Consider the following 24679-nt stretch of genomic DNA (forward strand, 5'->3'; position numbering starts at 1 on the left):
CGACGTCTGACCGTCACCCTGAGGTGGCCGCCGCAAGGCGGCCCTCGAAGGGGGACAGCCCGTGCCCGTCATCCTTCGAGGCTCGCTTCGCTCGCACCTCAGGATGACGGATCAGGGGCCACAGCCGCGGCGCTGCCCTGTGGACCGCCTGGGGATAGGAGCGGGGAGCAAAAACGCGCCCTTGCGCATTTGCCCCGCTCTTGCCACCTTTGCCCCCCGGCGCCCGCATTCCGCGGGCGGCCGGCTTGGTGTCACGCCCGTTCCCGGGCTTATTCCGGCGCCTAAGCGGGTCTTCCATGAAAGTTACTGTCGAGCGTGCTGAACTGTTGAAGTCGCTGGGCCACGTCCACCGCGTGGTCGAACGGCGCAACACCATCCCAATTCTCGCCAACGTGCTGGTCAAGGCCGACAAGGGCGCCCTGAGCCTGAAGGCGACCGACCTCGACCTCGAAGTCACCGACACCATCGCCGCCGAGGTGACGCCGGGCGGCTCGACCACCGTGCCGGCGCATATGTTCTACGACATCGTGCGCAAGCTGCCGGACGGCTCGCAGATCGTCATCGAAGGGTCCGGCGACCGCGCCGTGCTGTCGATCCGCGCCGGACGTTCGCGCTTCACGCTGCAGACGCTGCCGGAGAGCGACTTCCCCGATCTCGCCGCCGGCGAGATGACGCATTCGTTCAAACTGCCGGCCGCCGACCTCAAGCGGCTGATCGACAAGACCCAGTTCGCGATCTCCACCGAGGAGACGCGCTACTATCTCAACGGCATCTACCTGCACGCGGCGGGCGCGGCCAATGCCGCGACCTTGCGCGCGGTGGCGACCGACGGCCACCGCCTCGCGCAATGCGAATTGCCGCTGCCCGAGGGCGCGGCCGGCATGCCGGGCATCATCATCCCGCGCAAGACCGTGGGCGAAGTGCAGCGCCTGATCGACAGCGGCGAAGGCGAGATCGCCATCGAGTTGTCGGCCGGCAAGATCCGCTTCACCATCGGCCCGGTGGTGCTCACCTCGAAGCTGATCGACGGCACCTTCCCCGATTACGGCCGCGTCATCCCGGTCAACAACGACAAGAGCCTCGTCGTCGACAAGAAGGACTTCGAGGCGGCGGTCGACCGCGTTTCGACGGTGTCGAGCGAACGCGGCCGCGCGGTGAAGCTGTCGATCACCGGCGGACGGCTGGTGCTGTCGGTGACCAATCCGGATTCAGGCAGCGCCACCGAAGAGCTCGAGGTCGACTACGATTCCGAGCCGCTCGATATCGGCTTCAACTCGCGCTACCTGCTCGACATCGCCGCGCAGATCGAGGGCGAGGTGGCCGTGCTCAAGCTTGCCGATCCGGGCTCGCCGACCCTGATCCAGGACCGCGACGCCAAGGGCGCGCTCTACGTGCTGATGCCGATGCGGGTGTAGCGCCGTCGCCGCTTGCTCGGGTACCCTCTCCCCTTGCGGGAGAGGGTGGCGCGCGATAGCGCGCCGGGTGAGGGGTCGGTGCCAGCAGGCTTTCACCATCGTCCGACGGCGAAGAAGAGCCGCAGCTTCGCGCGGCAGATGCGCCGTGCTCCGACCGAAGCCGAAGCCAGAATGTGGCGGCTGCTGCGCGACCGCAGACTCGCAGGGTTCAAGTTCCGTCGCCAAGTACCGCTGGATGGCTCCATCATCGACTTCGTTTGCTTCGACCACCGCATCATCATCGAAATTGACGGCAGCCAGCACTTCTCGTCACCACGCGATCAAGAGCGGGATCGGCATTTTGCGCGCGAGGGATTTCGCGTCCTTCGCTATTGGAATAACGAAGTTCTGCAGACACCCAATTCCGTCTTGGAAGACATTTTCGCGCGTCTCACGAATGGCACGGACTGACCCCTCACCCGGCGCGCGCCCGAACTCGGCTATAGCCGAGTTCGGCACTTTAGAGTGGTCGAAGTCGGATAAATCCGACTTCGACTGCGCGCCACCCTCTCCCGCAAGGGGAGAGGGTCGGCTGCGGCCTATGGCGCGGCACAGCCAATGACCGCTGCCTTCATCCGCCGCCTGACGCTGAGCAACTTCCGCAGCTATCACGCCGCGCAGGTGAGGCTCGACCGCGCCGGTCCCGTGGTGCTCACCGGCGCGAACGGCGCCGGCAAGACCAATATGATCGAAGCTATCTCCATGCTCGCGCCCGGCCGCGGCCTGCGCCGCGCCACCATGGACGAGCTGGCTTTTTCGGAAGGCGGAGGCACTTGGGCGATCAATGCCGAGATCGAAGGCATGCTCGGCCTTGCAACGCTCGGCACCGGCATCGATGCGCCGGCGGGCGAAGACGGCTCGACGTCGCGCAAATGCCGCATCGATCGCGAGCCGGTCTCGTCGGCCACCGCTTTCGCCGATCATCTGCGCGTCGTCTGGCTGACGCCGTCGATGGATCCCCTGTTCAACGGCCCCGCCTCCGAACGGCGGCGCTTTCTCGACCGCCTGGTGCTGGCGGTCGACGCGCAGCACGCCAGCCGCGTTTCGGCGCTCGAGCGCGCGCTGCGCTCGCGCAACCGGCTGCTGGAGGATCCCAAGAGCGATCCGCATTGGCTCGACGCGGTCGAGCACGAGACGGCGGAAGTCGCCGTCGCCGTCGCCGCCGCGCGCGCCGAGACGGTCAACCGCCTGTCCGGCGCCCTCGCCGTCGCGCATGAACAGACGCCGGCCTTTCCCTTCGCCGAGATCAGGCTCGATGGCTGGATGGAGCAGTTGCTGCCGGCTTACAGCGCCGGCGAGATCGAAGACCGCTATCGCGCGCTGCTGAAAGACGGCCGCGCGCGCGATGCCGCCGCCGGCCGCACGCTCGACGGTCCGCACCGCTCCGACCTGATCGTGACGCACGTGAACAAGGGCGTTGCCGCCGGCAACGCCTCGACCGGCGAGCAAAAGGCGCTGCTGATCCGTCTCGTGCTCGCGCATGCCTCGCTGATCAAGGACATGACCGGTTACGCGCCGCTCTTGCTGCTCGACGAAGTGGTGGCGCATCTCGATCCGGGGCGGCGCGCCGCGCTTTACGACGCGTTGGCGGCGCTCGGCGCGCAAGTATGGATGACGGGCGCGGACCCGGCAGCCTTCGGCGACATCACCGATCGCGCGCAGGTCTTTGTGGTGCGTCCGGGAGAAGTGGCCCCGGCAGGTGCCAACTAGTACCGCTGTTCCCATTCATCGAGAAATGTTGAGAGCGGCGGCGCCGGAACTATAAACGCGCGCTGAGATTTCTATCTTACATGCGGCGGGATGCCGTAGCTCCAGCAAAAGCGAGGAGTGCGAACGCGATAGGATCAAGGGGTGCGACCGTGGAAAACGATACGACAGAGCAGATCAAACAAGAACTCCATCGCACCATAGACCGCATGCGGCACGATCTGGACCGTGTGGAAATACTTACCGCAGCCTTGAGCGTGTTTGCCCGGCCCATCCCCGAATACGAGCCGACATTCCTGCATATCCGGCACGCCACCCGCGGCGTTCACAAGCTGGGAACCTCGGACTAGACCTCGCCGAGCAATTCGCGCCGCTGCCGTTCCGACGCATCGGAGTAACGCCGCAGCGCATGCGCCTCGCTGAGCAGGCCCAGCACCTGCCGCCGCTCCGACGAATCCACCACGGGCAGCGCTTCCGCTTCGAAGCGGTCGAACGCGGAGATCGCTTCCTGCGCGGTCATTTGCGGCAAGAGCACGTGATCCTTGTGGTGCAGGATATCGCGCAGGGACACCGTCGCGCCGAGTTCGGGCGCGTGCGCCTCCGCGACCAGCACCATGCCGGCGTAACGGCCGTCTTCGTCGACGGCGATCACCTGGTTGGTCGAGCCGATGGGAAAGGCTTCGCGGAAGGCGGAGACCGGCGTCTCGACCGGGCTGGTGCGCACATCGGCGCGCATCATCTGGCCCACGGTCAGATCGCGGATCCAACCGACATCGGCGGCGCTGCGGATCGTTTCGCCGCGCAAGTGGAAGCGCCACGTCGCGAACGAGTAGCCGAAGAACTCGCGCGTCACCTGCATGGAAACGATGGCGGCAATGAGCACCGCCGTCGCCAGCCAGAGGTCGCCCGTCGCTTCCAGCGCGATGAAGGTCATGGTCAGCGGGCCGCCGATCACCGACACCGACAGCGCGCAGAGCCCGATGATGGCATAGACGTCCGGGTCGACCGTCGCGTTGGGCAGGACCAGGGCCAGCCCGCTGGCGAACAATTGCCCGCCGAGCGCCCCTAAGAGCAGCGAGGCGAAGAACAAGCCGCCGCGAAAGCCGGAGCCGAGCGAGATGATCGAGGCCAGCGCCTTCAACACGAAGATGGTGGCCAGCATCGTGATCGGCAGCTTGATGAGGCCGGCCAGATGCAGGGCGCCGTGGCCGGAGGCCATGATGTGCGGCGTGACCAGCGCCATCAGACCGACGAGCGTGCCGCCGATGGCCGGACGATACTGCGACGGCACTTTGAGCCGCACATACAGGCGCTCGCAGGCGGCGACGCCGCGCATGATGGCGATGCCGATGATCGCCGCCAGCAAGCCGACACCGGCGGCGATCAGCACATCGCGCACGCCGACCACAGCGATGGCCTTACTTTCGATGCCGAAGGGGAAGGGCGAGAAGGCCTGGGCCGTGAGAAAGCCGACCAGCGAGGCGACCCCGACCGGCGCCAAACTGGCGATCGAATAGGTGCCGATCACCAGCTCGAAGGCATAGAAAGCACCGCCGAGCGGCGCGCCGAAAGCCCCGGCGATGGCCGCCGCCGCGCCGCAGCCGACCAGCACGCGCATATCGCTCCGGCGCAGGCGGAAAGCGCGGCCGAGCCCGGACGAGATGCCGCTGGCGAGCTGGGTGTAGCCGGCCTCGAGCCCGACCGAGGCGCCGATGCCGCTCGACCAGATGGTCTGGGCGGCCACGATCAGGCTGCCGCGGATCGACATCCGCCCGCCGTGCAGGGCGTTCGCCTCGATGGGGTCGACCTCGGTCCCGCGCCGGCGGGCGATGTAGGCCGCGACAATGCCGAACAGCAGGCCGCCGATGCTGGGCACCAGCACCGCGTAAAGGGGGTTAATGGACGATTGCGCCGACAGGCGCTCCCCCGGGCCGATGCGAAACAGCAGGGTGTGCATCAACCCGACCAGCTCGCTCATGGCGGCGATCACGAGACCGCCGGTCACGCCGGCCACCACCGCCAGCAGGATAATGCTGGATTCCCGGGCGCGGACGATCGCGCGCAGCCGATGCGGGACCTCGAAGGGCCGGCTCGGTGGCTTCTCAAGCTTGGGGCTGAACCAACGCATCGACACGCACGACAGGGACGCGGAATTTGCTTGCTTAGAGGCCAACTCGCGACCGCGCGCAAGCGAATTGCCGATAATTCTTGCGCCGGATGGAACCGAATCCTGGGCTGCGCATTCTCAACTTTTGGTGGGGTAGTAAACGAGGTCCGGCTTGGCGCAGGACCCGAACGCGTGTGCGGGGGGTTGCGTGAAAGCCGACGTAAAATCCGAACAACTGCCGACGATTGAAAAGGCTCCGACGGGCATCCAGGGCCTCGACGAGATCACCTATGGCGGCCTGCCGAAGGGGCGGCCGACGCTCCTGTGCGGCTCGGCCGGCTGCGGCAAAACCTTGTTCTCGATGACGTTCCTGTACAACGGCGCCGTCCAGTTCGACGAGCCGGGGGTCTTTATCGCTTTCGAGGAGCAGCCAGGCGATCTCATCAAGAACGTGGGCTCGCTCAGCTACGACGTCGAGCGGCTGATCGCCGAGAAGAAGCTCGCCATCGATCACGTCCACATCGAACGCAACGAGATCGAGGAATCCGGCGACTACGACCTCGAGGGCCTGTTCATCCGCCTCGGCTTCGCCATCGACTCGATCGGCGCCAAGCGGGTGGTCATCGACACCATCGAGACATTGTTCGGCGGCCTCGACAATCCGGCCATTCTGCGCGCCGAGCTGCGGCGCTTGTTCGAATGGCTCAAGGAAAAAGGCGTCACGGCGATCATCACCGGTGAACGCGGCGACGGGACGCTCACCCGGCACGGTCTCGAGGAATACGTCTCGGACTGCGTCATCCTGCTCGACAACCGCGTCGTCGACCAGCTCGCCACCCGCCGCATGCGCATCGTAAAATATCGCGGCTCGGCGCACGGCACGAACGAATACCCGTTCATCATCGACGAGGAAGGCATCACGGTGATGCCGATCACCTCGACCGGCCTCTCCCACGACGCTTCGACCGAACGGATCACCAGCGGTATTGCCGATCTCGACGCCATGCTGGAGGGCAAGGGCTTCTACCGCGGCTCCAGCATCCTGATCTCGGGCATGGCCGGCAGCGGCAAGTCGACAACCTCGGCGCATTTTGCCGATGCCGCATGCCGCCGCGGCGAACGCTGCATCTACTTCGCGATGGAAGAGTCGCCCACGCAGATCATCCGCAACATGCGCGCGATCGGCCTGGACTTGCAGCGATGGGTCGACAACGGCCTGTTGAAATTTTCCGCGAAGCGGCCGAGCCTCTTTGGGCTCGAGACGCATCTCGCGTCCATGCATCGCGACGTCGAGCTGTTCGATCCCTCTAGCGTTGTTGTCGACCCCATATCGGCGCTGCTCGGCGCCGGCGTCACCGGCGACGTCCATTCGATGATCCTGCGACTCGTCGATTTCCTGAAAGCGCGGGCCATCACCGCGTTCTTCACGAACCTGACGCACGGCAAGACCGAGAACGCGACGACCGACATTGCCATTTCGTCGCTGATGGACGCTTGGCTGCTGCTCTATAACCGCGAGAGCAATGGCGAGCATAACCGCGAACTCTACCTGCTGAAGGCGCGCGGCATCGCGCATTCGAACCAGGTCCGCGAGTTCCTCATCACCTCCCAAGGCATCAAATTGCGCGATGTCTATGTGGGGCCGGCCGGCGTTCTCACCGGCTCGGCGCGCATACAGCAGGAGGCAAAGGAAACGGCCGAACGTCTGCACCGCGACCAGGAAGCGACAAGGCGGGCCCGCGAGATCGAGCGCCGGCGGCGGCAGATCGCGGCGCAGATCGAGGTTCTGCAGGCGCAGCTGGCGGGTGAAGAAGAGGAGGCCGGCATGCTCGAGGGCGAAGCGACCGCGCGCGAGCAGCGACTGGCGAAGGACCGGGCCCAACTCGCGCTCAACAGAAGCGCGTCCCGTCAAGACAACCAAGAAAAAGGCCGATAGCAATGGTCGCTCCGACCGAGGGGTACAATCTACGTCTCTATGTGGCGGGCCAGACGCCGAAGTCGGTCGCGGCCATCGCCAATCTCCAGAAGATCTGTGAGACGCATCTGCCCGGCCGCTACAACATCACGATCATCGATCTGATGAAGGACCCGGCGCTGGCGCAGCGCGATCAGATCGTCGCGATTCCGACGCTGATCCGTCATCTGCCGGAGCCGCTCAAGCGCATCATCGGCGATCTCTCCAACGCAGAGAAAGTGCTGGTCGGCCTCGACATCGCCCCGACCTGACGGTGCGGAGAACGACGTTGGATAAACCGGACATCGATCGCCTCGCGCTGCTCCACACCGCCTCCGACGCGGAAGAAACGGTCCGCGCCATTTACCAGGGCGCGGTCGATGCGGTCGTGGTGCAGGGCCGCAACGGCCCGCAGATCGTGACGCTGAGCGGCGCCGACGAGCCCTACCGCGTTATCGTCGAGCGCATGACCGACGGCGCGCTCACGGTCTCGACCGAAGGCGTGATCCTCTACGTCAACCGGCGCCTGTCGGAGATGACCGGCGAAGAGGCCGGCGCGCTGATCGGCAAGCAGTTCGCGTCCCTGTTCGCAGGCGCCGTGCCGGAGGACATCAACAGCTGGACGCAGCCGGCCGACGGCGGCGTGCGCTACGAGGCCAATCTCGCGCGCGGCGCGGCGGCATCCTTGCCGGTTTCGGTGTGGGCGGGTCCGGTCGCGCTCGGCGACCGGCCGGCGGCGCTGGTGACGATCAGCGACCTGTCCGTGCAGCGGCGCGCCGACGAGATCGCGGTTGCCGAGCGCTTCGCGCGCTCGATCCTCGAACAGGCGACCGACGCCATCCTGGTGCTCGATCCGAGCGGCCGCATCACGCATGCGAGCTGGGCGGCCGAGCAGTTGGTGCAGACCTCGCCGATCGGACGGCAGTTCTCGGACGCCTTTCCGCTCGTCACGGCCGATCCCACCCAGGCCGGCGCGCTCGAGCGCTATTCCGCCCCGATGCTGGATTCGCTGCTCGCGACCCGTCCTTTCCACGGCCTGGAGGTGCGTCTGCGCGGCCGTGAAAGCGATGACAGTAACGCCCGCACTTTTCTCTTGAGCGCCGGCCCCCTGCTCGATCAGGCCAAGCAGGTGGTCGGCTCCATCGTCACGCTGACCGATATCTCGGCCCGCAAACGAGCCGAAGAGCAGCAGACGATGCTCGTCGCCGAGCTCAATCACCGCGTGAAGAACATTTTGGCCATCGTGCAGTCGATCGCGACGCAGACCGTCCGGAATACCGGCTCGCTCGACGGCTTCAAGGAAACCTTCGGCGGCCGCCTGCGAGCGCTGTCGGTGGCCCACGATGTGCTGACAAAGACGCGATGGGGCGGCGTCGAGGTGACGCAGCTGCTGAAGGAGATCATGTCGCCTTACCGCGAGCGCGTCAGCATCGAGGGGCCGCCGCTGGTCATGTCCTCGCAAAGCATCGTGCCGCTGTCGATGGTGCTGCACGAGCTGATGACCAACGCCGCCAAATACGGCGCCTTGTCGTCGTCGGGCCACATCCTTCTGACCTGGCAAAAGAGCGAGGCACCGGCGACGGTGCAGATGGTCTGGCAGGAAGAAGGGGGCCCGCGCGTGGCCGGGGGTACGCGCCGCGGCTTCGGCACCAAGCTGATCGAGCGTGTGATGAGCTACGACCTCGAAGGTTCCGCCGGGCTCGACTTCCAGCCGAGCGGCCTGGTGTGCACGCTGAGCTTCCCGATCGCCGGCCCTCGGTTCTCCCTGCAGGACCCTCCCGCCTCCACAGCCGCGCTCGGCTAGGCGAGGAAATGCTTCTCGCAGGCCTGGCGTAGCCTCCGCTCGTCAAACGGCTTGGACAGGCGCGGCAGGGCGCGATAGGCGTCCGGGTACAACGTCGCGTCGTCATAGCCCGAGGTCAGCACCACCTTCAGGCCGAGATCGAGAAGTTCGGGCAGGACGCTGAAAATCTGGCTACCCCGCAAATTGACGTCGAGCAGCGCCCCGTCGAGATTGCCCGCGCGCGCCAAGCGCACCACGTCCTCGATGCGGCCCACGGGGCCGACGACCTCGCAGCCGAAATGGTCCAACGTCGTCTCGAGATCGAACGCGATCAGGCTTTCGTCTTCGGCGACCAGGATCCGGAGGCCCTGAAGGCTGGTTTTGCGGGGCTGATCCACTTGGCCGATTTTCCTTCTTATGTCGGCCAATAGGCATGGGGGACGCACGTCTGACAAGTCCTGCATTCATTGCAAACGCCGAACGGGCGCCATGGGTTCAAGAGGCTTTTTAGGGGCCGCGATCCGGGCGGATTTTTCGCGCGCCAAACCTTGAAAAAATGACGTCCGATCAACATATTAGGAGCACTCACTTTACCCTGTACGAGACTCTGTTTTCGTGTCACACAAACACGTCGTCCCGACTCATTTTTCCGTCCGCCTTCAAGGTGCCGTCGATGGCTGAACCGGCCCGCAATATCCCGTCCGACCCGAACGACTATGGCGCAGACTCGATCAAGGTCCTCAAGGGCCTCGATGCCGTGCGCAAGCGTCCGGGCATGTATATCGGCGATACCGACGACGGCTCCGGCCTGCACCATATGGTCTACGAGGCGGTCGACAACGGCATCGACGAGGCGCTGGCCGGCCACGCGACGGAAGTGTCCGTTACGCTGAACGCCGATGGCTCCTGCTCGGTGTTCGACAACGGCCGCGGCATTCCAACCGCCATGCATTCGGAAGGCGTGTCGACACCCGAAGTGGTGATGACCCAGCTTCACGCCGGCGGCAAATTCGACCAGAACTCCTACAAGGTGTCCGGCGGCCTGCACGGCGTCGGCGTGTCCGTCGTGAACGCGCTGTCGACCTGGCTGAAGCTGACGATCTGGCGGGACGGCAAGGAGCACTTCATCGAATTCCGCGACGGCGTCACGGTCGCGCCGCTGAAGGAAGTCGGCCCGTCAAACGGCAAGCGCGGCACGGAAGTGAGCTTCCTGCCCTCGCCTGACACCTTCACCATGACGGAATTCGACTTCGCGACGCTCGAGCATCGTCTGCGCGAGCTCGCGTTCCTGAATTCCGGCGTGCGCATCGTGCTGTCCGACAAGCGTCACGCGGTCGAGAAGCGCGAAGAGATGATGTACGAAGGCGGCGTCGAAGCCTTCGTCAAATTCCTCGATCGCAGCAAGACGCCGCTGATCTCGGCGCCGATCATGCTCAAAAACGAGCGCGACGGCATCACCGTCGAGTGCGCGCTGTGGTGGAACGACGGCTATCACGAGAGCGTCCTCTGCTTCACCAACAACATCCCGCAGCGCGACGGCGGCACGCATCTCGCCGGCTTCCGCGGCGCGCTGACGCGTCAGATCACGCAATATGCCGAGGGCGCCGGCTCCTCGAAGAAGGAGAAGGTGGCGCTCACCGGCGACGACTGCCGCGAGGGCCTTACTGCCGTGCTGTCGGTGAAGGTGCCCGATCCGAAATTCTCGTCGCAGACCAAGGACAAGCTCGTGTCCTCGGAAGTGCGGCCGGTGGTCGAGAACGTCGTCAACCAGGCGCTGTCGGACTGGTTCGAGACCCACCCGTCCGAAGCCAAGGTCATCGTCGGCAAGGTGGTGGAAGCCGCCGCCGCGCGCGAAGCCGCGCGCAAGGCGCGCGAACTCACCCGGCGCAAAGGCGCGCTCGACGTGTCGTCGCTGCCGGGCAAGCTCGCCGACTGCCAGGAGCGCGATCCGGCGAAATCCGAACTGTTCATCGTCGAGGGCGACTCGGCCGGCGGCTCCGCCAAGCAGGGCCGCAACCGCGAATTCCAGGCCGTGCTGCCGCTGCGCGGCAAGATCCTCAACGTCGAGCGCGCGCGCTTCGACAAGATGCTGTCGAGCCAGGAAATCGGCACGCTGATCACGGCGCTCGGCACCGGCATCGGCCGCGACGAGTTCAACCCGGACAAGCTGCGCTACCACAAGATCATCATCATGACGGACGCGGACGTGGACGGCTCCCACATCCGCACGCTCCTGCTGACGTTCTTCTTCCGGCAGATGGAAGAGCTGATCAAGCGCGGCCACATCTACATCGCGCAGCCGCCGCTCTATAAGGTTTCGCGCGGCAAGTCCGAGCAGTATCTCAAGGACGAGCGCGCGCTCGAAGACTATCTGATCGCCAGCGGCCTCGAGGACGCGGTGCTGCGTCTCGCCAATGGCGAGGAGCGCGCCGGCGAAGACCTGCGCAAGCTGGTCGAGGACGCGCGCGCCATCCGCAACATCCTGGGCGGGCTGCACAGCCGCTATAACCGCAAGGTGATCGAGCAGGCGGCGATCGCCGGCGTGCTGTCGCCCGGCATCGCCGACAACACGGAAACCGCGGCGCAGGCCGCCGCCTATATCGCCAAGCGCCTCGACGCGCTGGAAGACGAAACCGAGCGCGGCTGGGTCGGCACCTTCAACGACGAAGGCTTCCACTTCGAGCGCACGGTGCGGGGCGTCAAGGACGTCGCCATCATCGACCTGGCGCTGCTCGGCTCGGCCGAGGCGCGCAAGCTCGACGAGTATGCGCCCGAGCTGCAGGCGATCTTCCCGCGCCCGACGCCGCCGGCCATGTTCCGCCGCAAGGACGAGACGACGCCGATCTTCGGGCCGGTCGGCCTGTTCGAGGCGGCCACCGCCGTCGGCCGCAAGGGCATCTCGATGCAGCGCTACAAAGGTCTCGGCGAGATGAACCCGGAGCAGCTCTGGGAGACCACGCTCGACACCAATGCCCGCTCGCTGCTGCAGGTGCGCGTGAAGGAAATCGACGAGGCCGAGAACCTGTTCGCCGAACTGATGGGCGACGAGGTCGAACCGCGCCGCGTCTTCATCCAGAACAACGCGCTCGAAGCCAGCGTCGACGTGTAAGGGGCGCTGCCGGACTAGAACGCGCTTCATTTGGGTGGCGGCCACCCTGCGCTCCGCTCGTCCCCGCGAAAGCGGGGACCCAGGGGCCCACGATACACAAATACGAATTGCATCAGCATCGGCACTGGATTCCCGCTTTCGCGGGAATGAGCGGAGGTTGGTTCGACCCAATCGCAAATGGGCTAGAACGCGTATTCCAGGCCGAACGTGACTCCCTGAAACAGCACGTTCGCGCCGGCGTCGACGCCCAAGGCGCTGACCGTCGCCGACGTATAGGTCTTGTCGATCTGGGCCGGCGCCAGCGCGACGCCGGCAAGCCATAACGCCTCGTAACCGACCTTCAGCGCCACCTCGTCGCCGATACGATATTTCAGTTGCACGCCGGCTTCGCCGGCGAAGGCGAGGCGGTTCGTCGTGGCCGACGCCGGATAGACCACTTTCTGCAGGCTGATTCCGGTCAGCTGCGAGGCGACATTGTCGAAGAGCCCGGCCTTGATCTGTCCCTGCAGCGAGAAGCGATCGATCGCCAGGAGCGTGGCGTCCACGCCGAGCTGAAGGCCATAGAGATTGTTCGTCGTGCTGGTGGTCCAGAAGTCCGGATAGTCTCCGGCGGTCCCGCCCGGGAATATCTGGAAGATGTTGCAGAACTTGCACGCCTGCTTCCATGACGGCGCGGTGAGGTCCGGCGGGCTCAAGGTACCGACGAGTTTGTCGTTCAACTGCAGCCAGCGGATGCCGGCCAGCACCGTGACGCGGCTGGAGAGATCCCAGCGGCCGTTGAGTTCGGCGCTGTAGAGGTTCGTGGCATTGCTCCACGTCATGCCCTGGTAGGGGAAATCCTGCGTCTGCCAGAACAGGCCGGGCGCCCGCATCACCAGCCAGTCGGCCGGCGTGTCGGGACCGATGGTCGTGGTGGCTGTCCGCGTGAACACGTTGAAATACGCGACCTCGACGCCGTAGCCCGCGGGATCGCGGTACATCAGGCGCAGCTTCGGTCCGGCGGCGAAGCCCTGTTCAAACTGGCTGCTGTTGAACGCCTCGGTCCCGGGGGTCGTGAAGGTCGTGAGAAACGGCACCGTCCCCGGCACGCGCTCGACGAGCGTGCGACTTGTGCCGCCCGAGCGTTGCAACACGATGGCCTCGAGCGAGAGGGTCCAGCGCGGCGCGCTTTGCAAAGGTTCGGCTATTGCCGTCAGCGGCAGCAGAGAGAGGAAACAGGTGGCAACAAGACCACGACCGTGACAAAGCAATCCGGGGCACGTTCTCAAGGCGTCTCCCCAAGCGAAGCCTTCATCGAGAATGTTGCGAGCGGCGTGGCGCCGGGATTGGCGGACGATAGCGGCGCGAGATACCGGGTGGAGGTGCGAATGTCCGGCATGTCGCGGGTTCCCGCACAAGAACATCAAACAGAACGAGCCGCCGCCCGATGACCGCCCTGCCCGCCTTCCTCGGCGCCGCCCTCGGCAACAAGCTCGAGAACGTGTCCCGCGCGGCATTGCGCGGCCGGGCGCAGGCGATTTCCGATGCCTACCGCAGCGGCGGCAACAGCAGCGTCATCCGCACCGAGGACGACTCACTGGCTTATGCCCTGGTGCGCATGCCGGCGACCTACGCGGCCGTGCGCGCAGCATTGGCGCAGGCCGTCGATGTCATCCCCGGCTTTGCGCCGCACTCGCTTCTGGATGTCGGCGCCGGGCCCGGCACGGCGAGCTGGGCCGCCGCCGATACCTGGCCGTCGCTCGCGCGCATGACGCTCGTCGACAGCAATCCGCGCCTGCTCGACCTCGCCGACGAATTCCGGCAGGCGCCCGGCGCGCCGCAAGCGGACATGTCGGTCCGGCGCGGCAGCATCGCCGACGCGCTCAATGAGACACAGACGGCGGAGGTCGTGATGGCGAGCTACGTGCTCACCGAACTCGCCCTCGACGCCGCCATGCGAGCCGCCGCCGCGCTGTGGCGGCTGACCGACAAGCTGCTCGTCATCGTCGAGCCAGGCACGCCGGACGGCTTCAAGCGAATCCTCGCCTATCGCAATCTGCTGCTCGCGCAGGGTGCGGCGATTGTCGCGCCCTGCTCACATGAAGGCGTCTGCCCGCTGGCGACCGGCGATCGCTGGTGCCATTTCAGCGCGCGGCTGCCACGCTCGCGCGACCATCTGTCGACGAAGGGCGCCAACGTGCCGTTCGAGGATGAGAAGTTCAGCTATCTCGTCGCCGGCAAAGGCTTCGGCGATCTCGTGCGTGGCCGGCGCATTCTGGCGACCCCACGCGTCGGCAAAGCCGCCATAACGCTGACGCTTTGCGCACCGGAAGCGGCCGCGGACATCGCGATCGGCCGCGGCGACAAGGATGCCTACAAGGCCGCGAAACGTCTCGACTGGGGCGATGCGCTCATCACATGAGCGCATGCCAGAGTCGGGCGAGCCTCCTTGCGGCGGTCAGTTGCAGACTTGCTTGAAGCCCCAGACCCAACCACCCCTGCCATCGAGCACGGGGACGCGACGTTGAATGCAGGTGGCTGCGTTGTACGCGTCGTAGCCGTCGTAACCATTATAGCCGCGATTGAAGTAGCCCGGCGGGTAGCCTTCGTAGCGGCGCGCCGGACCGACATAGACGTCGGTGTAGCCGACCGGCCGCCGATAACCGCCGCCATAATAGCCTTCGCGCCACGGCCGATAGCCACCGTAATAGCCATCGCGCCAAGGCCGCCCGTAGTAGCCGTAACGGCGCCAGGGCTCGACGCGCACGTAGCGCACGTCGCGCACGTGGCGGACGATCTTCTTGTAGCAGCAGTTGCTGCTGTAGCAGACGTTGCCGCGATAACGGGGATAGTAGCCGTCGCCGTAGCGATAGCCATCGCCGTAACGATAGTCGCCGGCTTCGGCGGGCGCGACGAAAACGCCGAGGGCAAATAGCACGCACGTACACAGGATTGCCAACGCTGCACGCATGACACACTCCCTGACCACGCAGGACAAAATTCCCCGAACGATTATGGTTAATATTAACCATAATCCAGGCGCACGAAGTGGTATCGGCAACGCCAAAACCGTGTGTTTTTGCGGGTTTTTGGTATGAAGTTACTAGGGAAGCGGTAAACGCGCGGGCTCCGGCGTTAAGACGTGAGACTCTTGCCGATGACGAAGGCGAGAATGACCGCCCCGAGGAACAGCACCAGGAAGATTCCGAACAGCCATTGCGCGATGGTCGCCGAGGCGGCCTGAACGTCGGTGAAGCCGAAGATGCCGGCAATGATGGCGATGATCAGAAAGACAAAGGCCCATTTCAGCATTGTCGGCTCCTCACGCTTGGTCGCGGGGTTTAAGCGCGAAATGCGTCCCGAGTTCCATGATCTGGCGCAAGCTTTTGCCGCGACGAACGCGTCGGAGGCTCGTCGTATGGCACGACAGGCGATTCCGTCACCCGCCGGTTCGAGGATCGGTTCGCTCGCACCTCGGATGACGGATCGGCGTCAGAACAGATCCAGATACTCTTTCTGCTCCCATGGTGTGACATCAGGCGTGTCGGGCGCTTCCTTGGTGAAGCGTGCGAGCTCCGCTTCCTTGATGTGCGCGTAATAGTCGACGAAGCCCGCGCCGAAGCCGGCGCGGAAACATTCGTCCCCCCGCAACGCCGCGGTCGCTTCGCCCAGCGACTTCGGCAGCAGCGGTGCGTCGGTCTCATAGGGGGTGTCGGCCGACGGACCTGGATCGCGCTTCTTCACGAGGCCATCGAGCCCGGCGTGAATCTGCGAGGCCATGTAGAGATAAGGATTCGCCGCCGGTTCACCGACGCGGTTTTCCAAATGCGTTGCCGGATCGCCCGGTTGGCCGAGCAGGCGCAGCATCACGCCGCGATTGTCGCGGCCCCAGATGGCGCGATCGGGCGCCAGCGAATAGGGGCGATAGCGCTTGTAGCCATTCACCGTCGGCGTCGTGAACGCGGCGCCGGCGCGCGCATGTTCGATGAGCCCGCCGAGGAAATGGCGACCGAGCGGCGACAATCCGTCGGCATGGACGAAGGCATTACGACCGGTCTTTGCCTCGATAAGCGACTGATGCAGATGCCAGCCGCTCGACATCACGTGCGGCAGCGCCGGCCGGCACATGAAGCTCACCAGCATGCCGTTGCGGCGCGCGATTTGTTTCAGCGCCGAGCGGAACAGGATCATCGTGTCGGCGGCGGCGAGACCCAGTTGCGGGCGGAAGGTGAACTCGCACTGGCTCGGCCCCATCTCCACTTCGACCGAGCGCAACGGCAGACCGAGCGCGGCAACGCCGCGCCGCAGCGGCTCGATCGCCACGTCGAGCATGTCGAAACGCGACTCGGTCAGATACTGATAGCCCTGCGTGATCAGGCTCACGTCCGGCACTTCCGGCGGCCAGCCGACGTCCGCCGGCGCAAGCCGCGGGTTCTCGATCTTGAACAGATGGAATTCGACTTCGAGCCCGGCGAGAAAATCGTAGCTGGCATCGGCCAGCGTCTCGAGCGCCTTGCGATAGAGCGCGCGCGTCGAAAACGGCACCGGCTTGCCGGTGCCGAAATAGATGTCGCACAGCACCCAGCCGGTATTGGCGGCCCACGGCAGCACGCGGAAAGTTGCCGGATCGGCGACCATCGTGAAGTCGGCGCCGCCTTCCATCTCCGCCATGCCGAAGCCGCCGCCGGCGGTGAACACCGGAAACACGCTGCGATGCGAGGTGTCCTTCGCGAGCAAGGTCGACGTCATGCCGACGCCCGAACGCAGCGCGCCGATCGCATCGTCGGCCAGCAAGGTCTTGCCGCGCAGCACGCCGTGCTGGTCGGCGAACGAGAAACGCACCAGTTCGAGCTTGTGCTTCTTGATCTGGCGCTCGACGTCCAGCGCCATGCGCGCCTGGTCGGCGGACCAGAGACCGTGACGGTCGACGAAGGTGGCGGCGGATTTGGCGGGCTTACGCGGGGGCATTGCCTCGCTCACAAACCGTCATGCCCCGCGAAAGCGGGGCATCCAGTACGCTAGAGCCTATCATGGGATTGCATGCCATGCGCAATTGCATCTTCCGGGGAGTACTGGATCGCCCGCTTTCGCGGGCGATGACAGTCTAGGCGATCCAGCTCGCGCCTTGGCGCTTGTCGGCTTCCGAGCGTTGCCAATAGCCCTGCCAATCCTCGGTCGGCCCGATGCCGTCGACGGCGGAAGGGCCGGTGATGCTGGCGGCCTGCTTCTCGTCCAGCACCATCAACGGCGTCTCGCCTTTGGCCTGCTGATCGAGCGCCTGCCGCAGCAGCTTACGATAGGCGATGATCGCCTTGTCCGACGTGCCGAGATGCTCCTGCGTGCGATCCTGGATCGCGCCCATCGACTCGCAGGCCCATTGGTCGTGCACGTTGATGTCCGGGCCCATGCCCGTATAGGTGTCGTGCTCTTGCTCGTTGGGGTCGTAGCCGTAGTCGTTGCTCTTGTTGCGGTTCGGCACGTAATCCGGCAGCGAATAGAGCTGAAGGCGCTGGCGGCGCATCTCTTCCTTGTTCACCGGCTGCCCGAACGAGGTGAAGATCGCGTACCAATAGTGCTTGGTGTCGTCGATCGGCACGTGCCACTGCGTGATCGTCATCTCGCGGCTCATCGGGATGACGAAGGCGTTGGGGAACATCAGGTTGGTGACGCGCACATGCGTGCTGGCATCGCTGATCTCGCGCAAGGTCACGACGCGGAAGCCATAGGGCGTCGGCTCGACTTCGATCTGCGGCCGGGTGTATTCGCGCATGATGCGCGACATCGGCATGTCGCTATCGCGCGTGACGTCGCGAAACACCTTGCCGTAGCTCTTGGTCGGGTCGTCGTCGTGGAAGAAGCGATGCAGGAACGAGGTGTGGACCGGGTCGACGCCGACTTCCAATGACTGGAGCCAATTGCAGTCGATCAGCCCCTTGAACGCAAAGGTGTGGCTGTCGGGCGCGACGAAGCAGTCGAAGGCCGGCAAGGCCGGCGGCTTACCGGGCCCCATATAGGCGAACAGGATGCCGTTCTTCTCGACGACCGGATAGGCCTTCTGCTTGATGTTGGCGCAGAGGTTGCTCTCCGGCGGCTCGGCCGGCGTCTCCAGGCAGTTGCCCGCGGTATCGAACAGCCAGCCGTGGAACGGGCAACGCAGGCCGCCGTCTTCCAAGCGCCCGTAAGCGAGATCGGTGCCGCGATGCGGACAATGACGGCCGACGAGGCCGTAGCCGCCTTTGTCGTCCTTGAAGATCACGAGGTCTTCGCCCAGCAACCGGATCGGCTTGATCGGCCGGTTGCCCGCCAGTTCTTCGACGAGCGCGGCGGGCTGCCAGTAGCGGCGCATCAACGTCCCGGCCGGCGCGCCCGGGCCGGTATGGGTGATGAGTTGGTTCTGCTCCGCGCTCAGCATGGTCTCGCTCCTCGTCTCTCGCGTTGGCGTCGCAAGGCTTTGTTCGCCGCAGGGGCATCGTTCGTTGACCGAACAGATGTTCGGAATTAGATTTAATCGCATTCGGAGCCGTCCGCCAAGCCCACAAATTGAGCGTCATGCCGCGCATCAAGCGATCGCCAGCCGAACAGAAGCGCGCCGAGGAGACCGGCGAGGAATTCCTGGAGGCGCTGGCGCGCGGCCTGCGCGTGGTCGAAGCTTTCGGCCGCGACCGGCGGTGGCTGACCCTCAGCGACGTGGCGCGGCTGGTCGATCTGCCGCGGGCCTCGGTGCGGCGCACGCTCTACACGCTGGTGAAGCTGGGTTATGCCGAGATGGACGACAGGCTGTTCCGGCTGACGCCACGCATCCTGGCCCTCGCCGGCGCTTATCTCTCGTCGAACACCATCACCGACATCGTCCAACCCGCGCTCGAACGCTTGAGCGACGAGATCGGCGAAGCTTGCTCGGCCGCCGTGCTCGACGGCGCCGATGTCGTGATGATCGCACACGCTTCACCGAACCGGATGCTGTCGGTGAGCGCGCAGGTCGGCTATCGCCTGCCGGCGCTGTCGTCGTCACTCGGCCGCGTGCTTCTCGCGGCGCTTGGCGACAAACAAGCGGACGAATTCATCGCGCAGGCCAAAGTCGCCAAGCTGACGCCGTCGACCGTCACCAATAAGGCCGAGTTGCGCGCCGCCATTGTGAAGGCGCGCATGGATGGCTTCGCGCTGGCCGACCAGGAGGCGGAGGCGGGATTTCGCTCGATCTCAGTGCCGCTGAAAAGGCGTGACGGCCGGACGATCGCGGCCTTGAACGTCGGCGTTCACGCGCAGCGCGTGCCGCTCGACACCATGCGCAAGGTGTTTCTGCCGCGATTGCGGGCGCTCGCCGACGATCTGGCCAGTCAGCTCATTTGAGCCGGGGCTAGAAAATAGCCACGGCCACGTTCTGATCAGTTCGCGCGCGCGGCGGAACCGAGATCCAATCGCCGCCGCCACGCTGTTTGACGCAAGCCCAGCAGACGATTGGCCGTGACCTTGGCTTCCGCCCGCGTCGATGCGGCGCAGGTGCGATATTCGAGATCGGCGACGCGTGACACCAACGGCTGCTTGCGGAAGAGACGCGCGAACGTCCCGACCCCGCCGTTCAGCTTCAATTCGGACAGCGCATTGGCGACATTGCCGCTATGACCGAAGGCAATGACGCGGCCCGTAAGCGTATGACGCACCTCATAAACGCCGGGACCGATCGGTGCCTCCACATGTCCCCCGCTGTGCGCGTCGGGGAAGCGCTTCCAGCTGCTCCAGCTCTGCATGCAAAGGCCCTCACATCAAACTCGACCTGCAAGAACGCGAAGCCGGCGAGTTAGTTCCACATAGGGATAACGTAGTTAAGGGCCCGCCGGACGGGGCGTTTTGATCGTTGTCAAAACCGCGGGGGATATCCGGATTAGCGGCCGGGCAGCACCAGCACCTTGGGCTTGGACGGTAGGCTGGCCTTCGAAACCACAACGGATGGCACTTCCGCAACCTCGACATCCCACTCCTGGCGAATGCGGCCGAGGAAGCGATCGAGCGTGTAGGCGCTGAAGTAGTGCATCGGCACCATCAACGGCGCCTTCAGCGATTTCAAAACCTCGATCATGCCTTCGAGGTCGAGCGTGTAACTGCCGTCGACCGGCACGAACACGACGTCGACGCGGCCGATCTCGTTGAGCTGTTGTTGCGTCAGCGTGTGATGCAGATGGCCGAGATGCGCCACGCAGAGACTGCCGATCTCGAAGATGAAGATCGAATTGCCATGGCGCTCGGTGCCGCCGTCATAGCTGCGGATGTTGGTCGGCACGTTGCGCACGCGCACGTCCTTGTACGTCACATCGATGCGCGCCGGCTTCTGATCCTCCGCCCAGCCGCGCAGCACGTATTTGATGCCGGAGTCGGGATGATCGGTGTAATGCGTCGAGTGCGCGTGGTTCATCGTGACGATGTCGGGCAGCACCTGCGGCCTGACGTAGTCGTTGTAGTCGGTGGCGATGCGCACCATCTGCGGGCTCTCGAGCAGGAACGTCGCGTGCCCGATGAAGGTGAAGCGCAGCTGATCGCGCTCGAGCGCGGCGAGCCGCAGCGACGCCGGCATGAACAGCGGCGAGCGCGTGGCGATGAGCCCCGGGCAACTCTCCGTCATCTCCGGCTTGGCGTCCGGTTTGGGCGGCGCCGGCGCCGCGCCTTGCGCGGCTGCCGAGGCGACGGCGCCGACGAGCACGCCGAAGATCATCACGACTTTGAGAAGCGTGCCGCGCATGTCGAATACCCGCCGCTGGTGCCGCGCAAAATCTGACACGGTTCAAGGGGCAAGGCCAAGGCCACGAGACGTCGCGCTCACGCACAAATGAAAAGCGGCGCCGTTGGGCGCCGCTTCGCCGCTTTTCTGAGCAGGATTGCTATTCGAAGAAGCTGCGCTCGCGCGGGACGATCATGCCGCGCGGCGTCATCACGACCCAGCGGCCGTCCTGACGCTTGATCTGTTCCACGGGGCCGAGGCCCGGCAGCATCGCGCCCGGCACGACCTGATAGATGTCGTGGTCGTTCTGCACATAGACGTAGCCGTTGCGGTTGCCGCGCACCGACCAGTTGGGGACGATCGCCTGGCGCTGCGGCTCGACCGCCGCGACCCGCGTCGGACGCGGGGTCGGAAGCGGCGTCACCGCCTGCACCGGCGTCGGCGCGGCGGGCGCCGTCGTCTGCGGCGCGGCGATCGAACCGGTGACCTCGGCCGCTTCGCGCGCGAGCTTTTCGTTGAGCTTCTCGGTCATCTTGGCGAGCTGCGTGTTCGCCGACTTGTTGGCGGCTTCGAGGCTCGACTTCAGCGTACCGATTTCCTTGTTCAGCTTGGCGATCGACTGTTGCATCGCCTCGCGCTCCTTGAGCGCGGCGGTGTCGACCTTCGGCGGCTCCGGCTTGGTGGCGAAGCTGCCGCTCGCCGCCACGCCGGCGATGGCGCCGACGGCGCCCGCGATCAGCATCGACGCAGCGATCGCGCCATAAAGCTTGTGGCGCAGGCGGAAGGTTCTGCGCGGCGCCGGCTCCTCGATGTCGTCGAAGGCGCGCGGTGTGAAAGGCACGACGGACATTGCGGGCTCGATGTCCGGCACGCGTTCCGGTTCGGCCGGCGAGATCGAGGGCGACTCGACCGACGGCAAGCCCTTCGCCTGATTGTCTTTGCTGGACTTCGCCGAGGTATCGTCGGCGGCGCTCTTCTCGCTTTCGTCGGCCATGGCCGTGGTCCTCGCAAATCGGTTGTTCACCAATCGCTAACCACGTTCGGTTACCAAGTCGTTACCAAGCGCTTGCGGCGCGCCTGTGCCGGCCCTATCTCGGCAGGCGTAAGGCCTTGCAACCGGCCTCATTTAGGCTGGCAGACCACCGACCAGCGTGAGAGCAATGGGGGCGACACTCCCGGCTCTCACGCCGAAGGCCTCTCCCCATCAATCATACAAGTGAAAGCCGCCATCCTGAGGTGCCCGCGCGTAGCGCGGGGCTCGAAGGATGACCTGACACGCACCCCCCTTCGAGGCGCGGCGCAAAAGCGCCGAGCCCTTCAGGGCGGCGAAGGCGGTCTACACCGCCAGGCCGTTCTCGGCCGCCAGCGCCTTGAGCGACACCGCCGGACGCGCGCCGATGTGCTGGATCACTTCCGCGGCGGCGAGGCCGCCGAGCCGGGCGGCGGTCTGGTGGTCCTTGCCGCGCGCGAGGCCGACCAGGAAGCCAGCGGCGAACAGGTCGCCCGCGCCGGTGACGTCGGACACCTGCGCGACCGGCGCCGCCGGCACGGCTTCGACCCGGTCCGCCGTGACCACCACGCAGCCTTTGGCGCTGCGCGTGACGACGGCGAGCTTGGCGTCCTTCTGCAAGGCCATGGTGGCGACGGCGAAGTCGGACGTCTCGTACAGGCTGTGCAGCTCGTGCTCGTTGGCGAAGACGATGTCGACGGTGCCCTTGCGGATGAGGTCGAGGAATTCGGCGCGATAGCGGTCGACGCAGAACGAATCCGACAACGTCAGCGCGACGCGGCGGCCGTTCTTGTGCGCGATGGCCGCGGCCTTGACGAAGGCTTCCTTGGCCTGCGGCGGATCCCACAGATAGCCCTCGAGATAGACGACTTCGGCCGCGGCGATCTGCGCCTCGTCGATATCGGCCGGGCGCAGATCCTGCGCCGCGCCGAGATAAGTGTTCATCGTGCGCTCGCCGTCCGGCGTCACCATGATGTAGCAGCGCGCGGTCGCCGGGCCATCGTTCGCCGCCTTGGTATCGAAGGCGACGTTGATCGAACGGATATCGTGCGCGAAGGCTTTGCCGAGGACGTCGTCCTTGACCTTGCCGACGAAGGCGGCACGGGCGCCGAAGCTGGCGACGCCGGCAATGGTGTTGGCCGCCGAGCCGCCCGAGCTTTCCACCGCCGGACCCATCGCGGCGTAGATCGCTTCCGCGCGCGCCTCATCGATCAGCGTCATGGCGCCTTTGTTCATGCCCTGCGCGACGAGGAAATCGTCCTCGGCGCGAGCGATAACGTCGACGATGGCGTTGCCGATGCCGAGCACGTCGTAGCGGGAAGCGGTCATATGCGGTCCTCTGTTAAGCGCGGCGCACTATATCGGCTGGATTTGCTGAGGCAACGTTGGGCGATGGCGTGGTCATGCCGGCCACACCGCGATGACCGGGGCCAATGCCCACCGATATCTGTATCCTTGGCTCCTGGGTGCCGCTTTCGCGGGGACGAGCGGCGCGCGGCCACCCGACAGAACGCGCGTCAGTGCGGCGGCGGCAGCCTGTTCAGCACTTCGAGACTCCACCAGAGAAAATACCCGCCGATCAAAATGCCCAGCGCCACCTTCACCAGCTGGATGACCAGTTCGTCCTTGCTCATCAAATTCCGCCTGCTGCTGCGATTCCGATTGTTCGAGACCACCTATAACGGAACGGCAACGGCTTTGATATCGCCCGCCCCGCCGTGCCCGGCCCCGACACGTCCCGATGCCACGGCCGGGGTTGCGTGGCGAACGCCGTCATGCGATGTGGCCCGCCACGGTCCCTGAGGAGACAGGCTATGGCGTTCAAAGAGCGCGTGTTTTCCGGCGTGCAGCCGACGGGCAATCTGCACCTCGGCAATTATCTCGGCGCGATCACGAAGTTCGTGGCGCTCCAGGACAATTACGACTGCATCTATTGCGTCGTCGACATGCACGCGATCACCGTCTGGCAGGAGCCGCGCGAACTCGCGCATGCGACGCGCGAGGTGACCGCCGCGTTCATCGCCTGCGGCATCGATCCGAAGAAGCACATCGTCTTCAACCAGAGCCAGGTCGCCGAGCACGCCGAGCTCGCCTGGGTGTTCAACTGCGTCGCCCGCCTCGGCTGGCTGAACCGCATGACCCAGTTCAAGGAGAAGGCCGGCAAGGACCGCGAGAACGTCTCGGTCGGTCTCTATGCCTATCCGAACCTGATGGCCGCCGACATCCTGGTGTACCGCGCGACGCATGTGCCGGTCGGCGAAGACCAGAAGCAGCATCTCGAGCTCGCGCGCGACATCGCGCAGAAGTTCAACAACGACTACGGCGCGTCGATTCAGAATCACGGCTACGGCGACATGTTCTTCCCGCAGCCGGAGCCGATCATCCAAGGACCGGCGACGCGCGTGATGAGCTTGCGCGACGGCGCCAAGAAGATGTCGAAGTCCGACGCGTCGGATTACTCGCGCATCAATCTCACCGACGACGCCGATGCGATCGCGCAGAAGATCCGCAAGGCCAAGACCGATCCGGAACCGCTGCCGAGCGAAGAGAAAGGCTTGGAACCGCGGCCGGAGGCCGACAATCTCGTCGGCATCTACGCGGCGCTGAGCGACAAGACCAAGGCGCAGGTGCTCGGCGAATTCGGCGGCGGGCAGTTCTCGACCTTCAAGTCGGCGCTGGTCGATCTCGCGGTCGCCAAGCTCGGCCCGATCGGCGCCGAGATGAAGAAGCTGGTGCAGGATCCGGTCTACATCGACTCGGTTCTCGCCGAAGGGTCCGACCGCGCCCGCGTGATCGCCGCCGATACCATGAAGGCGGTCAAGGACATCGTCGGCTTCGTGCGGCGCTGAACTTCTCGCCGTCTC

22 protein-coding genes are annotated in these 24679 nt (G+C 65.4%); 11 read left to right on the forward strand and 11 right to left on the reverse strand.

Features of this window, described 5'->3' with window-relative positions; translation table 11 throughout:
* Positions 1-296 precede the first annotated feature (296 nt).
* From dnaN to DW352_RS17440, 4 genes are all read left to right on the forward strand, one after another.
* Entirely contained in the window at positions 297-1415 is a 1119-nt protein-coding gene (gene dnaN / locus DW352_RS17425; RefSeq protein WP_115692530.1) for a DNA polymerase III subunit beta, read from the forward strand.
* Positions 1416-1493: 78 nt separating this feature from the next.
* Positions 1494-1865 carry an endonuclease domain-containing protein gene (locus DW352_RS17430; RefSeq protein ID WP_115694463.1) on the forward strand — a complete coding sequence of 124 codons (372 nt, stop codon included), beginning with the start codon at positions 1494-1496 and terminating at the stop codon, positions 1863-1865.
* Positions 1866-2012: 147 nt separating this feature from the next.
* Positions 2013-3164, forward strand: coding sequence for a DNA replication/repair protein RecF (gene recF / locus DW352_RS17435; protein ID WP_115692531.1), 1152 nt, complete (start codon positions 2013-2015; stop codon positions 3162-3164).
* 149 nt (positions 3165-3313) lie between these two features.
* Positions 3314-3511: a hypothetical protein gene (locus DW352_RS17440; protein ID WP_162827021.1), complete on the forward strand. Its 198-nt coding sequence runs from the start codon at positions 3314-3316 to the stop codon at positions 3509-3511.
* On the opposite strand, the gene DW352_RS17445 is transcribed toward DW352_RS17440, so the two are convergent.
* Positions 3508-5289: a chloride channel protein gene (locus tag DW352_RS17445; protein WP_115692533.1), complete on the reverse strand. Its 1782-nt coding sequence runs from the start codon at positions 5287-5289 to the stop codon at positions 3508-3510. The genes DW352_RS17440 and DW352_RS17445 overlap by 4 nt on opposite strands.
* A gap of 187 nt (positions 5290-5476) precedes the next feature.
* Between DW352_RS17445 and kaiC the strand changes: the two genes are divergently transcribed.
* Genes kaiC through DW352_RS17460 form a run of 3 tightly spaced genes read left to right on the forward strand, consistent with a single transcriptional unit; the run spans position 5477 to position 9026 of the window.
* Complete coding sequence (gene kaiC, locus DW352_RS17450; RefSeq protein ID WP_115692534.1) at positions 5477-7204, forward strand: circadian clock protein KaiC; 1728 nt, start codon at positions 5477-5479, stop codon at positions 7202-7204.
* Between the two features lie 2 nt (positions 7205-7206).
* Positions 7207-7494 (forward strand): circadian clock KaiB family protein, encoded by a 288-nt coding sequence (locus tag DW352_RS17455; protein WP_115692535.1) that lies wholly within the window; start codon positions 7207-7209, stop codon positions 7492-7494.
* A 17-nt stretch (positions 7495-7511) separates the two neighbouring features.
* Positions 7512-9026 carry a sensor histidine kinase gene (locus DW352_RS17460; protein WP_245434156.1) on the forward strand — a complete coding sequence of 505 codons (1515 nt, stop codon included), beginning with the start codon at positions 7512-7514 and terminating at the stop codon, positions 9024-9026.
* On the opposite strand, the gene DW352_RS17465 is transcribed toward DW352_RS17460, so the two are convergent.
* Entirely contained in the window at positions 9023-9403 is a 381-nt protein-coding gene (locus DW352_RS17465) for a response regulator (RefSeq protein ID WP_245434157.1), read from the reverse strand. The two genes, DW352_RS17460 and DW352_RS17465, sit on opposite strands and share 4 nt — an antisense overlap.
* A 275-nt stretch (positions 9404-9678) precedes the next feature.
* Here DW352_RS17465 and gyrB point away from each other — a divergent pair, with 275 nt between their 5' ends.
* Positions 9679-12114: a DNA topoisomerase (ATP-hydrolyzing) subunit B gene (gyrB, locus tag DW352_RS17470; RefSeq protein WP_115692537.1), complete on the forward strand. Its 2436-nt coding sequence runs from the start codon at positions 9679-9681 to the stop codon at positions 12112-12114.
* Positions 12115-12296: 182 nt separating this feature from the next.
* Here gyrB and DW352_RS17475 read toward each other — a convergent pair whose 3' ends face one another.
* Positions 12297-13247, reverse strand: a complete 951-nt coding sequence (locus DW352_RS17475) for a BBP7 family outer membrane beta-barrel protein (protein ID WP_162827022.1) — start codon at positions 13245-13247, stop codon at positions 12297-12299.
* Positions 13248-13540: 293 nt separating this feature from the next.
* Between DW352_RS17475 and DW352_RS17480 the strand changes: the two genes are divergently transcribed.
* On the forward strand, positions 13541-14515 hold the full coding sequence (locus DW352_RS17480) for a small ribosomal subunit Rsm22 family protein (protein WP_115692538.1): 975 nt from the start codon (positions 13541-13543) through the stop codon (positions 14513-14515).
* Positions 14516-14551: 36 nt separating this feature from the next.
* Here DW352_RS17480 and DW352_RS17485 read toward each other — a convergent pair whose 3' ends face one another.
* The 4 genes from DW352_RS17485 to DW352_RS17500 all read right to left on the reverse strand — a co-directional run bounded on the left by DW352_RS17485 (position 14552) and on the right by DW352_RS17500 (position 18505).
* The gene (locus DW352_RS17485; protein WP_162827023.1) at positions 14552-15064 is read right to left on the reverse strand and encodes a hypothetical protein; all 513 of its coding nucleotides are present in this window, start codon (positions 15062-15064) and stop codon (positions 14552-14554) included.
* A gap of 164 nt (positions 15065-15228) precedes the next feature.
* Positions 15229-15405, reverse strand: coding sequence for a DUF1328 domain-containing protein (locus DW352_RS17490; RefSeq protein WP_115692540.1), 177 nt, complete (start codon positions 15403-15405; stop codon positions 15229-15231).
* Between the two features lie 180 nt (positions 15406-15585).
* Entirely contained in the window at positions 15586-17061 is a 1476-nt protein-coding gene (locus DW352_RS17495; RefSeq protein ID WP_115692541.1) for a glutamine synthetase family protein, read from the reverse strand.
* Between the two features lie 136 nt (positions 17062-17197).
* On the reverse strand, positions 17198-18505 hold the full coding sequence (locus tag DW352_RS17500) for an aromatic ring-hydroxylating dioxygenase subunit alpha (RefSeq protein ID WP_115692542.1): 1308 nt from the start codon (positions 18503-18505) through the stop codon (positions 17198-17200).
* A gap of 137 nt (positions 18506-18642) precedes the next feature.
* Between DW352_RS17500 and DW352_RS17505 the strand changes: the two genes are divergently transcribed.
* Positions 18643-19443, forward strand: a complete 801-nt coding sequence (locus tag DW352_RS17505) for an IclR family transcriptional regulator domain-containing protein (protein WP_115692543.1) — start codon at positions 18643-18645, stop codon at positions 19441-19443.
* 35 nt (positions 19444-19478) lie between these two features.
* Here the strand turns inward: DW352_RS17505 and DW352_RS17510 are convergent, their stop codons facing one another.
* From DW352_RS17510 to DW352_RS17525, 4 genes are all read right to left on the reverse strand, one after another.
* Positions 19479-19841: a hypothetical protein gene (locus tag DW352_RS17510; RefSeq protein ID WP_115692544.1), complete on the reverse strand. Its 363-nt coding sequence runs from the start codon at positions 19839-19841 to the stop codon at positions 19479-19481.
* Between the two features lie 134 nt (positions 19842-19975).
* Positions 19976-20827 carry an MBL fold metallo-hydrolase gene (locus DW352_RS17515; RefSeq protein ID WP_115692545.1) on the reverse strand — a complete coding sequence of 284 codons (852 nt, stop codon included), beginning with the start codon at positions 20825-20827 and terminating at the stop codon, positions 19976-19978.
* Between the two features lie 139 nt (positions 20828-20966).
* Positions 20967-21800, reverse strand: a complete 834-nt coding sequence (locus DW352_RS17520; protein ID WP_115692546.1) for a hypothetical protein — start codon at positions 21798-21800, stop codon at positions 20967-20969.
* A gap of 342 nt (positions 21801-22142) precedes the next feature.
* Positions 22143-23144 (reverse strand): adenosine kinase, encoded by a 1002-nt coding sequence (locus tag DW352_RS17525; RefSeq protein ID WP_115692547.1) that lies wholly within the window; start codon positions 23142-23144, stop codon positions 22143-22145.
* A gap of 485 nt (positions 23145-23629) precedes the next feature.
* Here DW352_RS17525 and trpS point away from each other — a divergent pair, with 485 nt between their 5' ends.
* On the forward strand, positions 23630-24664 hold the full coding sequence (trpS, locus tag DW352_RS17530; protein WP_115692548.1) for a tryptophan--tRNA ligase: 1035 nt from the start codon (positions 23630-23632) through the stop codon (positions 24662-24664).
* The last annotated feature ends 15 nt before the right edge of the window (positions 24665-24679 follow it).

It is taken from the genome of Pseudolabrys taiwanensis (assembly GCF_003367395.1).
Taxonomy (GTDB): domain Bacteria; phylum Pseudomonadota; class Alphaproteobacteria; order Rhizobiales; family Xanthobacteraceae; genus Pseudolabrys; species Pseudolabrys taiwanensis.